The organism is Kineococcus vitellinus, from assembly GCF_009906315.1.
Lineage (GTDB): Bacteria > Actinomycetota > Actinomycetes > Actinomycetales > Kineococcaceae > Kineococcus > Kineococcus vitellinus.
Map to the genome: position 1 here is coordinate 1 of NZ_JAAALL010000141.1, position 11,247 is coordinate 11,247.

Annotated in this window: 9 protein-coding genes; 2 read left to right on the plus strand and 7 right to left on the minus strand. The window is 75.8% G+C overall.

What is annotated here, in order from left to right; genetic code table 11:
* From GTQ99_RS25175 to GTQ99_RS13305, 5 genes are all read right to left on the minus strand, one after another.
* On the minus strand, window positions 1-381 hold a 381-nt coding region (locus GTQ99_RS25175), incomplete at its 3' end, for a FadR/GntR family transcriptional regulator (RefSeq protein ID WP_338074970.1).
* A 16-nt stretch (window positions 382-397) separates the two neighbouring features.
* Entirely contained in the window at window positions 398-1,195 is a 798-nt protein-coding gene (locus tag GTQ99_RS13290) for a 3-oxoacyl-ACP reductase (protein ID WP_166616216.1), read from the minus strand.
* 39 nt (window positions 1,196-1,234) lie between these two features.
* A complete protein-coding gene (locus GTQ99_RS13295; RefSeq protein WP_166616217.1) occupies window positions 1,235-2,650 on the minus strand; it encodes an aldehyde dehydrogenase family protein in 1,416 nt (471 codons plus the stop codon).
* 5 nt (window positions 2,651-2,655) lie between these two features.
* Complete coding sequence (locus GTQ99_RS13300; RefSeq protein ID WP_166616218.1) at window positions 2,656-3,414, minus strand: gamma-glutamyl-gamma-aminobutyrate hydrolase family protein; 759 nt, start codon at window positions 3,412-3,414, stop codon at window positions 2,656-2,658.
* On the minus strand, window positions 3,395-4,777 hold the full coding sequence (locus GTQ99_RS13305) for a glutamine synthetase family protein (protein ID WP_338074971.1): 1,383 nt from the start codon (window positions 4,775-4,777) through the stop codon (window positions 3,395-3,397). The genes GTQ99_RS13300 and GTQ99_RS13305 overlap by 20 nt, the downstream gene beginning before the upstream one ends.
* A 202-nt stretch (window positions 4,778-4,979) precedes the next feature.
* Between GTQ99_RS13305 and eat the strand changes: the two genes are divergently transcribed.
* Window positions 4,980-6,431 carry an ethanolamine permease gene (eat, locus tag GTQ99_RS13310; RefSeq protein ID WP_166616222.1) on the plus strand — a complete coding sequence of 484 codons (1,452 nt, stop codon included), beginning with the start codon at window positions 4,980-4,982 and terminating at the stop codon, window positions 6,429-6,431.
* Window positions 6,432-6,559: 128 nt separating this feature from the next.
* Here the strand turns inward: eat and GTQ99_RS13315 are convergent, their stop codons facing one another.
* Together GTQ99_RS13315 and GTQ99_RS26925 are read right to left on the minus strand one after the other, a co-directional pair.
* A complete protein-coding gene (locus GTQ99_RS13315; RefSeq protein WP_166616219.1) occupies window positions 6,560-7,489 on the minus strand; it encodes an NAD-dependent epimerase/dehydratase family protein in 930 nt (309 codons plus the stop codon).
* Window positions 7,486-8,130, minus strand: a complete 645-nt coding sequence (locus GTQ99_RS26925) for a MerR family transcriptional regulator (RefSeq protein WP_166616220.1) — start codon at window positions 8,128-8,130, stop codon at window positions 7,486-7,488. The genes GTQ99_RS13315 and GTQ99_RS26925 overlap by 4 nt, the downstream gene beginning before the upstream one ends.
* A gap of 675 nt (window positions 8,131-8,805) precedes the next feature.
* Between GTQ99_RS26925 and GTQ99_RS13325 the strand changes: the two genes are divergently transcribed.
* The gene (locus tag GTQ99_RS13325) at window positions 8,806-11,157 is read left to right on the plus strand and encodes an aminotransferase (RefSeq protein WP_420814563.1); all 2,352 of its coding nucleotides are present in this window, start codon (window positions 8,806-8,808) and stop codon (window positions 11,155-11,157) included.
* The last annotated feature ends 90 nt before the right edge of the window (window positions 11,158-11,247 follow it).

Sequence of the window (11,247 nt, forward strand, 5' to 3'; positions counted from 1 at the left end):
CTCCACCACCCAGCGCAGGGTCAGGACGTCCTCGACCTCGGCCCGCGAGGGCGGTGGCCCCGCCCCGGGCAGCGGTGCGGCCTCGCGCACGAACGTGCCGCCGCTGCGCCCGCGCCGGACCTCCACCCAGCCGGCCGCGTGCAGGGCCGCGAGCGCCTCCCGCAGCGTGGAGCGGGAGACGCCGAGCCGCAGCGCGAGGTCGCGCTCGGCCGGCAGCCGCTGCCCCGGCGGGACGAGGCCCAGGCGGATCGTCTGCAGCAGCCGCTCCACGGTCTCCTCGAACGCGTTGCCGGTGCGCAGCGGGCGCAGCACCACGGGCTCGGCCCCCGCCGCCCCCGCCGCGGCCTCCGCCGCCCCCGGCGGGGCACCGGGCTCCCTCACGGCCGCGCGGCCGCTGTCACAGCGGTGTCACGTAGGCGCTGGAGATCCCGCCGTCGACGAGGAACGTGGACGCGGTGATGAACGAGGCGTCGTCGCTGGCCAGGAACGCCACGGCCGCGGCCAGCTCCTCGGGTTCGGCGAAGCGGCCCACGGGGACGTGGACGAGCCGCCGCGCGGCGCGCTCGGGGTCGGTGGCGAACAGCTCCCGCAGCAGCGGCGTGTTGACCGGCCCGGGGCAGAGCGCGTTGACCCGGACGCCCTCGCGCGCGAACTGCACCCCCAGCTCGCGGCTGAGCGCCAGCACGCCGCCCTTGGAGGCGGTGTAGGAGATCTGCGAGGTCGCCGAGCCGAGCACCGCCACGAACGAGGCCGTGTTGACGATGGAGCCGCGTCCCTGGGCGCGCATGTACGGCAGGGCGGCCTTGCAGCACAGGTAGACCGAGGTCAGGTTCACCTCCTGCACCCGCCGCCACGCCTCCAGGCCGGTGGTGAGGATGGAGTCGTCCTCGGGCGGGGAGATCCCGGCGTTGTTGAAGGCGATGTCGACGGAGCCGAAGGTGCGGTGCGCGGTGGCGAACAGCTCCTCCACCTGCACGGCGTCGGTGACGTCCGTGCCCACGAAGAGGCCGTCGACCTCCTCGGCGGCGGCCTTGCCGGCGGCCTCGTCGACGTCGGCGACGACGACGCGGGCGCCCTCGGAGGCGAGCCTGCGGACGGTGGCCAGGCCGATGCCGCTGCCCCCGCCGGTGACGACGGCCACCCGGCCGGGCAGGCGGCGGGAGGTGGGGGCTTCCTGCGTGCTGGCGCTCGTCACGGTGCGGCCTCTCGTGGGACGTGTCCTCGCGGGACGGGGTCAGGTGGTGGAGATGAAGACGTTCTTGACGTCGCTGAAGGCGTCCAGCGCGTGCGGGCCCAGCTCCCGGCCGAGGCCGGACTCCTTCACCCCGCCGAAGGGGGTGCTGTAGCGCACGGAGGAGTGGGAGTTCACCGACAGGTTCCCCGCCTCCACGGCGCGGCTGACCCGCAGCGCCCGGCCGAGGTCCCTGGTCCAGATGGAGCCCGAGAGCCCGTAGCGGGAGGCGTTGGCGATGCGGACGGCGTCGGCCTCGTCGTCGAAGGGCGTCACGGTGACGACGGGCCCGAAGACCTCCTCGGTGGCCACGCGCACGCGCGGGTCCGGTGCCAGCACGACCGTCGGCCGGAACCAGAACCCCGGTCCCTGCGGTGCGGTGCCGGTGAACGCCACGCTCGCGCTGGCGCCGAGGGCGTCCTCGGACAGGAAGCCCGCGACCCGCTCGCGCTGGGCCGCGGAGATCAGCGGGCCCATCTGCGCGCCGGGGGAGCGCGGGTCGGCCACCCGCACGGCCCGCACGGCCGGTTCGAGCAGTTCGAGGAAGCGGTCGTGGACGCTGCGCTGCACCAGGATCCGGGAGCGGGCGCAGCAGTCCTGGCCGGCGTTGTCGAAGACCCCGTCGGGCGCCGTCGCCGCGGCGCGCTCCAGGTCGGAGTCGGCGAAGACGATGTTCGCGCTCTTGCCGCCGAGCTCGAGGGTGACGCGCTTGACGTGCCGGGCGGCCCCGGCCATGACGCTGCGCCCGACGGCGGTGGAGCCGGTGAAGACGAGCTTGCGCACGGCCGGGTGCTCGACGAGCCGCTGCCCCACCACGTCGCCGCGACCGGGCAGCACCTGCAGGACCCCCTCGGGGATGCCCGCCTCCAGGGCCAGCTCCGCGAGCCGCAGCGAGGTCAGCGGTGTCAGCTCCGCGGGTTTGAGGACCACGGTGTTCCCGGCCGCCAGCGCCGGGCCCGTGCTCCAGGCCGCGATGGGCATCGGGAAGTTCCACGGCGTGATGACGCCGACCACGCCGATCGGCTCGTGGAAGGTGACGTCGATGCCGCCGGCGACGGGGATCTGGTCGCCGAGGTGGCGCTCCACCGCGCCGGCGGAGTACTCCAGCACGTCGCGGGCGTTGCCCGCCTCCCAGCGGGCGCCGCCGCTGGTGTGACCGGCCTCGCGCACCTCCAGGTCCGCGAGGTGGTCCAGGTCGGCGTCGACCGCCGCGGCGAAGCGGCGCAGCAGCCGCGCGCGGTCGGCGGGGGCGACGTCGCGCCAGGCGGGGGAGGCCGCGGCGGCGCGCTCGACGGCGGCGTCGGTCTCCTCGGTGCCGGCCATCGCCACGGTGGTGAACGCCGCCCCGGTGGAGGGGTCGACGACGTCGTGGGTGCCGCCCCCGCGCGCGTCCTGCGCGCTCGCGGCGTCCTCGCGCACGGGCCTCACCGCGACACCGCCGCCGACGCCTCGCGGGCCGCGGCGACCACCGCCGCGAACAGCCGGCGGTCGGCCGCGTCCTGCTCGGGGTGCCACTGCACCCCCAGCAGGAACCCCGCCGCGGGGTCGGCGGCCTCGACCGCCTCCACGGTGCCGTCGGCCGCGCGGGCCGCGACGCGCAGGTCCTCCGCGAGGCGGTCCACGGCCTGGTGGTGGTAGCAGTGCACGGCGACCTCCGCGCCGAGCAGCTCGCGCACCCGCGAGCCGGGTTCCGTGCGCACCTGCGTCCTGGCGAACGTGGCGGTCGAGGCCTGGTGCCGGCGCCCGTCCAGCACGTCGGGCAGGTGCTGGTGCAGGGTGCCGCCGAGCGCGACGTTGAGCAGCTGCGCCCCGCGGCAGATGCCCAGCACCGGCAGGCCCAGGCGCAGCGCGGAGCGCACCAGCGAGATCTCGTGGTGGTCGCGCGCCGGGTTCGGCGACCCGGTGCTCGCCAGCGGCGCCTGCCCGTAGCGGGCGGGGTCGACGTCGCCGCCGCCGGTGAGGACGAGGGCGTCGAGGTCGGACACCTCGGCGTCGGACCAGCCGGGGCCCTGCGGCCCGCTCGGCGGCAGCAGCACGGGGCGCCCGCCCGCGGCGCGCACGCCGTCGACGTACGCGGCGGGCAGCAGCGCGGAGACGACGTCCCAGTCGCCGTGCCGGCTGGGTTCGAGGTAGGTCGTCAGGCCGATGAGCGGCCTGCGCTCCTCAGAGGCGTTCGAAGCCACGGGCACGCTCCCAGTCGGTGACGGCGGCCTGGAAGGCCTCCAGCTCCACGTGCGCCGCGCGCGCGTAGTGGTCGACGACGTCGTCGCCGAAGGCCCGCCGGGCGATCGCCGAGCCGGCGAACAGCTCCGCCGCGGCGAGCAGGGTGGTCGGCACCCGCTCGGCGCCGCCGGTGTAGGCGTTCCCGGTGGTCGCCTCCTCCAGCTCCAGCCCCTCCTCGATGCCGTGCAGGCCGGCCGCGAGCAGCGCCGAGACGGCCAGGTAGGGGTTCGCGTCGCCGCCGGGGACGCGGTTCTCCATGCGCAGCGAGGGGCCGTGGCCGACCACCCGCAGCGCGCAGGAGCGGTTGTCGTACCCCCACGCCACCGCGGTCGGGGCGAAGGAGCCGTCGGCGAAGCGCTTGTAGCTGTTGACGTTCGGCGCCAGCAGCAGCGTCAGCTCCCGCAGCGCGGCGAGCTGCCCGGCGAGGAAGGAGCGCATCACCGGTGCCATCGCGCTCCCGTCGCCGTCGGCGAACACCGGGGAGCCGCCCAGGTCGGTGAGGCTGAGGTGGATGTGGCAGGAGTTGCCCTCCCGCTGGTCCAGCTTCGCCATGAACGTGACGGACATGCCCTCCTGCGCCGCGATCTCCTTGGCGCCCAGCTTGAAGACGGAGTGCTGGTCGCAGGTGGTCAGGGCGTCGGCGTAGCGGAAGCCGATCTCGTGCTGGCCCAGGTTGCACTCGCCCTTGGCGGACTCGGTGTAGAGGCCGGCGCCGTCCATCTCGTTGCGGATCCGGCGCAGCACCGGCTCGACGCGGCCCGTGCCCAGCAGCGAGTAGTCGATGTTGTAGGTGCTCGCGGGGCGCAGGTCGCGGTAGCCGCCGGCCTGCGCCTCCTCGTAGGTGACGCGCAGCAGGTTGAACTCCAGCTCGGTGGCGACCAGCGGGCGCAGGCCGTGCTCCTCCAGGCGCTCCAGCTGGGCCAGCAGCACCTGGCGCGGGGAGGGGCGCACCGGCTCCCCGTCGAGCTGCAGCACGTCGCACAGCACCATCGCGGTGGCCGGGTGCCAGGGGATGCGGCGCAGCGTGCCGAGGTCGGGGCGCAGCAGGAAGTCGCCGTAGCCGCGCGACCAGGAGGTGATCTCGTAGCCGTCGACGGTGTTCATCTCGACGTCGACCCCGAGCAGGTAGTTGCACCCCTCGGTGCCGTGCTCGAGGACCTCGTCGAGGAAGAACCGCCCGGTGACGCGCTTGCCCTGCAGGCGGCCCTGCATGTCGGTCATCGCCACGAGGACGGTGTCGACCCGGCCGGCGGCGATGTCGTGGCGCAGGTCCTGCAGCTGCAGGGGCGCGGCGAGGGTCGCCTCGGTGCTGGTGCGCCCCACGGGGGCCTCCTCGGGTCAGCGGTTCCGGAGCAGCCGAATGGTCCGCGCACGGACCATTCCGAGCATCGAAGTCCCCGGCCGGACGGCTGTCAAGACCGTTGACGCCACCGCCGCCGCCGGGCATGCTCGGCGCGCGTCCCGAAGCGGATCAGCGGTGATCCACGAGCTCCACCTCGGGCACCACCTGGCCTCGGAGGTCGGCATGAGCGCGCAGCGCAACCCCCACTCGTCCCGCGTCGGCTACGACGACGTCTCCACCGACTACCTCGAGCAGCGCCAGCTCAAGAGCGGCGCCGCGGGCTGGGTGCTGCTCGCCGGCCTCGGGGTCGCCTACGTCATCTCCGGCGACTTCTCCGGCTGGAACCTCGGCCTCGCCGAGGGTGGCTGGGGCGGACTGCTCATCGCGTTCGCGCTCATGGGCGTCATGTACACGTGCATGGTGTTCGGCCTCGCGGAGATGTCGTCGTCGCTGCCCGTGGCGGGCGCGGGCTACGGGTTCGCCCGCCGCGCCCTCGGCCCGCTGGGCGGCTACGCCACCGGCATCGCCATCCTCATCGAGTACGCCATCGCACCGGCCGCCATCGCCACGTTCATCGGCGGCTACGTCCAGGCGCTGGGCTTCATGACGGACGCGAACCCGTGGCCCATCTACCTGGCCAGCTACCTGGTGTTCGTCGGCGTCCACCTGTGGGGGGTGGGCGAGGCGATGAAGGTCATCTTCGGCATCACCGCCCTGGCGGTGGTCGCGCTGGTGGCCTGGGCGGTGGGGATGGTCGGGCACTTCCAGTGGTCCAACCTCTTCGACATCGCCCCGGACGGCTCCGCGGGGTCCTCCTCGTTCCTGCCCTTCGGCTACGCGGGCGTCCTGGCCGCCTTCGTCTACGGGATCTGGTTCTTCCTCGCCGTCGAGGGCGTCCCGCTGGCGGCCGAGGAGGCGCGCGACCCCCGCCGCGACATGCCGCGCGGCATCATCGCGGCGATGCTCGTCCTGCTGGTGTTCGGCGCGACGGTGCTGCTGCTGGCCCCCGGCGGTGCGGGCTCCTCGGCGATGCAGGACTCGGGCAACCCGCTGCCGGAGGCGGTGCGCATCGCCTACGGCGGGGACACCCCGCTGGCGACCGTCGTGAACTGGGTGGGTCTGGCCGGCCTGGTGGCCAGCTTCTTCTCCATCGTCTACGCGTACTCGCGGCAGCTGTTCGCGCTCTCCCGCGCCGGGTACCTGCCGCGCTGGATGTCGGTGACGGGCCGGCGCAAGACCCCGTACGTGGCGCTCGTCGTCCCCGCCACCATCGGCTTCGCGCTGGCCGCGATCACCCAGGACGGCGCGCTGCTCATCAACATCGCGGTCTTCGGTGCCACGGTGTCCTACGTCCTGATGAACCTCTCCCACATCGTGCTGCGCCGCAGGGAGCCGGACCTGGAGCGCCCCTACCGCACCCCCGGCGGGGTGGTCACCACGGGCGTCGCGCTCGTCCTGTCCGCGACGGCCGTCGTCGCGACGTTCTTCGTGGACGAGCTGGCGGCGGGGATCACCGCGGGCGTGTTCGTCGCGTTCCTGGCCTACTTCTGGTTCCACTCGCGCCACCACCTCGTGGCCAGCGCCCCCGAGGAGGAGTTCGCCGCGGTCCAGGCGGCGGAGGCCGGGCTGAAGTGAGCGGGCCCGGCGGCCCCGGGGCCTGCCGGGGCGGCCCGGCCCCGCGCTGATCGGGAGCCGGACCGGGTCGATCTTCCTCTCATCGACCCGGCCAGCCCACGACAGCATCACACAGCCGTCCGCCCGTGTCAGCTCTCCCGCCGCGCCCGCGCCGCCGCCAGCGCCGCGGCGACGCCCTCGGCCACCGGGGTCGGCGCGGTGCCGAAGGCCGTCTCGAACGCCGTGGAGTCCAGCACGTGCGGGGCGGTGTACTGGTAGCCCATCTCCAGGGTCTCGCGGGCGGCGGTGCTGAACAGGGCCCCCAGGCGCAGGGTCGCCGGGCTCATGACGGCGGTCGGGGCGCCGGGGCCCGCGGCGAGCTGGACGTAGGCGCGGCCGGTGAGCGCCGGGGCGGTGGGCAGGTGCCAGGTGCGGCCCCGGGCCTCTGGAGCGGTGCCCAGCACGACGAGGGCCTCTCCGACGTCGGGGGTGTACGTCAGCGAGTGCGGCTGGTCGGCGTCCAGCAGCCAGGTGCCCCTCCTGCCGGCGGCGACCCTGTCGAGGACGAAGGTGTTGAACGCGCTCGTCGACGCGCCGGGGCCGTAGAAGTCGGAGCTGCGCCCGATCGTCACGGCGAGCCCGCGGGCGGCCGCCGCGCCGAGGACGTCCAGCGCCGCCGCGCGCACGCGGCCCTTCCTGCTGCTCGGGGCGATCGGCGCGTCCTCCGTCATCGGGCCGTCCACCCGCCCGTAGGCGTACACGTTGTCCAGGTGCACCAGGTGGGTGCCCTGCGCGAGCGCGGCCTCGGCGGTGTTCCGCACGATCACCGGCCACTGCGCGGCCCAGGTGCGGGAGGAGTACGGCAGCCCCGCCACCAGGTAGGCGACCTCGGCCCCCTCCAGCGCGCGGGCGACGTCGGCGCCCACGAGGAGGTCGGCGACCACGGAGCGCACCCCGTCGACGGTGGAGGGTCGCCGGCCGACGGAGGTGGTCCGGTGGCCGCGCGCGAGCAGGGCACGGACGGTCTCCCGGCCGACGACGCCGCCGCCGCCGAGGACGACGTGCGTGCCGGCGCTCACCGCCGCCCTCCCCGGGCGGGGGCGGGGAAGGCGTCGCGGGTGGCGTCCTGCTGCGCGAGCCGGCGCAGGCCGGCGAACAGCGGGTCGCCGAGGACGGTCCCGACGACCATGAGCTCCGCGACGGCGTCCCGCTCGCCGCGCCCGGAGAGCGCCTGCAGGTCGGCCGCGGCGGCGGTGCCCGCGGCGGCCGCGTACGCGTCCAGGTACTCCTGAGGCGGGTCGAAGCCGATGGAGCGCAACCCGTCGAGGGCGCGGGCGGCCGCCTCGAACCCGGGGTTGTCGCTCGTGACGCACCAGCCCCGCGCGGCGGCCAGCGCCTCGACGCGGGCGCGCGCGGCGCCGCTCGGCGCGGACTCCTGGACGCGCCGGGCGCCCATCGCGTGCTGCGCGACCTGGAACGTGCGCGCCAGCGGCGCCGCCTCGGCGTCCAGGGCGGCGATGACGTCCTTCGTCGCGGCGACCGAGAGGCCACCGGTCTCCAGCAGCGCCCGGACCAGCCGGACGCGGCGCACGTGCTCCTCGCCGTAGGCGACCTGGTTCGGCGCGCTCCTGGCGCCGGCGGGCAGCAGCCCCTCGCGCTGGTAGTACTTCACGGCGGACAGGGGGACGCCCGCCCGCTGCGCCACTTCGGATACCTTCACTATCCGAAAGTAGCACTATCCGCCTCCGCCGGGGGAGGTTCCGGGCCCGCACCGCCACGTCCCGGGCGCCGCCGGGGCGGTCGTTGACGGGGGGTGGCCGCCCACCTAGCGTCCGCGGTGTGGACACGGCACCGCGCACCTTCGACTTCTTCACCGCCGGCGAGCTGCCGGCCCCGACGGTCCCGCCGGCGGAGGTCGAGGAACTGGTGGCCGAGCACTTCGGCTGGCGCGTGGAGCTGCAGGCCCTGGGCAGCCAGCAGGACCAGAACTTCCTCGCCCGCGAACCGGGTGGTCCCCGCCCCGTTGCGGTCGTGAAGCTGGCCAACCCCGCCTTCGGCCTGCTGGAGGCGCAGGCGCAGGACGCCGCGGCCGACGCCGTCGCCGCCGCGAACCCCGACCTGGCCGTCTCCCGGCTGCTGGAGCGCGGCGGCCGGCGCCTGCGCGCCGTCCTGCCCACCAGCCAGGGCCCGCTCGTGGTGCGGGTGCTGGAGTTCCTGCCGCACGGGACCCTCGTGCACGCCGGGCACCTGCGCCCGCGGGCCGTCGCCCGCTTCGGCGAGGTGGCCGCCGCGGTCAGCCTCGCCCTGGCCCCCTTCGAGCACCCCGGCGCCGAGCGCGTCCTGCAGTGGGACCCGCTCCCACGCCGCGTCGGCGGCGTGGGAGCGGGTCCAGCGCGTGGCCGACCGGTTGCCCCTGCAGGCCGGGCACTTCGACCTCACCGACGACAACCTCACCGCGCAGGAGGCTGGTTCCACCCTGGCGGGCGGGGTCCTGGACTTCGGCGACGTCACCACCTCCTGGGCCGTCGCCGAGCTCGCCGTCACGCTGTCGTCGGTGTTGCACCACCCCGGCGCCGAACCCGCCGACGTCCTGCCGGCCGTGCGCGCCTTCCACGAGCGGCGGCCGCTGTCGCCCGAGGAGCTGGACGCCCTGTGGCCGCTGGTCGTGCTGCGCGGCGCGGTCCTCGTGGTGAGCGGTGAGCAGCAGGTCGCCGTCGACGCCGCCGGGTCCGGCGCCAACGGCTACGCCGCCGCGGCCCTGGAGCGCGAGTGGCGCATCTTCGAGGTCGCCGACTCCAAACCCCTGGACGTCGTCACCGGTGCGCTGCGCGCCGCGCTCGGCGTGCCCGCGCGAGGCGTCCACCCCGGCGGGCGCGCGGCCTCCCCGCAGGGCCCGATGCAGGTGCTGGACCCGTCGGTGACCTCCCCGCTGGCCGACGAGGGCGCCTGGCAGGAGGGCCCCGCCCTCCTCGAGCGCGCCGCGCAGCGGGTGCTCGCCACCGGCGCCGGCGCGCTCGCCCCCTTCGGCGTGCCGCGCGTGGAGCGCGCGCGGTCGCTGTCCGCCACCAGCACCGCGACGGTGCCCACCGGCACCTCCTGGTGGCCGAGCCGCGACGTCGCGCTGCGCGCACCGTGGCCCGGCCGGCGGCTGCTGCGCCCGGGCGTGCTGGAACTGCGCTCGGCGCGGGGCACGCTGGTGCTGCACGGCCTCGACCCGGCCGGCGCGCCGGCCGGGGAGGTGGCGGACGGGGAGGTGGCGGACGGGGAGGTGGCGGCCGGCGAACCGCTCGGCACCGCCCGCGCCGGGGCGCGCGTCGACGTCCAGCTGCTGTCCCCGGGCGCGCCCGAGGGTTTCCCGCTGTTCGTGCGCCCCGAGCTGGCCCTGGGCTGGCTCTCCCTGGCCCACGACCCGGCGCCGCTGCTGGGAGCGCCCGCGGCACCCGACCCGGCGGCGCTCTTCGCCGACCCCGGGGAGCTGCTGGCCCGCCGGGACGCCGTGTTCGCCACCGTCCAGGAGCACTACTACGAGGCGCCGCCCCGCATCGAGCGCGGCTGGCGCCACCACCTGCTGGACACCACCGGCCGCTGTTACCTGGACGTGGTGAACAACGTCACCGCGGTGGGGCACGCGCACCCGCGCGTCACCGAGGCGGCGAGCGCCCAGCTGCGCCGGCTGAACACCAACTCCCGCTTCCACTACGGCGCGCTCGTGGAGTTCGCCGAGCGGATCGCGGACCTGCTGCCGGCGCCGCTGGACACCGTCTTCCTGGTGAACTCCGGGTCCGAGGCCGTCGACCTGGCGCTGCGGGTGGCCATGGCCGCCACCGGCCGCCGCGACGTCGTCTCGGTGCTGGAGGCCTACCACGGCTGGACGCTGGCCAGCGACGCGGTCTCCACCTCCACCGCCGACAACCCCGCCGCCCTGCGGACGCGCCCCGACTGGGTCCACACCGTCGACGCGCCGAACTCCTACCGGGGGCGCCACCGCGACGGCGAGGCGTGGCGCTACGGCCCGGAGGCCACTGCGCGCATCGCCGCGCTGGCCGCGCAGGGGCGCCCGCCGGCGGCCTTCATCGCCGAGACGTTCTACGGCAACGCCGGAGGGGTGCGGCTGCCGGACGGCTACCTGGCGCAGGTGTACGCCGCCGTGCGCGCCGCCGGCGGCCTGGCCGTCGCCGACGAGGTGCAGGTCGGCTACGGCCGGCTCGGGGAGTTCTTCTGGGGGTTCGAGCAGCAGGGCGTCGTGCCCGACGTCGTCGCCGTCGCCAAGGCCGTCGGCAACGGGTTCCCCCTCGGCATCGTCGCGACCTCCCGCCACGTCGCCGAGCGCTACCGCAGCCAGGGGTACTTCTTCTCCTCCAGCGGCGGCAGCCCGCTCTCGTGCGCGGTCGGTTCCGCCGTCCTCGACGTCATCGCCGAGGAGGGCCTGCAGGAGAACGCCCGCACCGTGGGCGGGCACCTGCGCGCTCGGCTGCTGGAGCTGGCGGCCGAGCACCCCCTCGTCGGCGCCGTGCACGGCAGCGGCCTCTACATCGGCGTCGACCTCGTCGAGGACCCGGGGACCCGCGCTCCCGCCGCGGCGGCCGCGGCCGCGGTCTGCGACCGGCTGCTGCGCCTGGGCGTCGTCCTGCAGCGCACCGGGGAGCACGGCAACGTGCTGAAGGTGAAACCCCCGCTGTGCCTGGACGCCGAGGGCGCCGACTTCTTCGCCGACGCGCTCGGGCGGGTGCTCACCGAGGGCTGGTGACCTCCGTGCCCCGCGCGCCCAGCAGCCCCTGCAGCACGCTGCGCAGGGTGTGCTCGAACAGGTCCGCCCGGGGGCCGGGGGGCGTGGGGC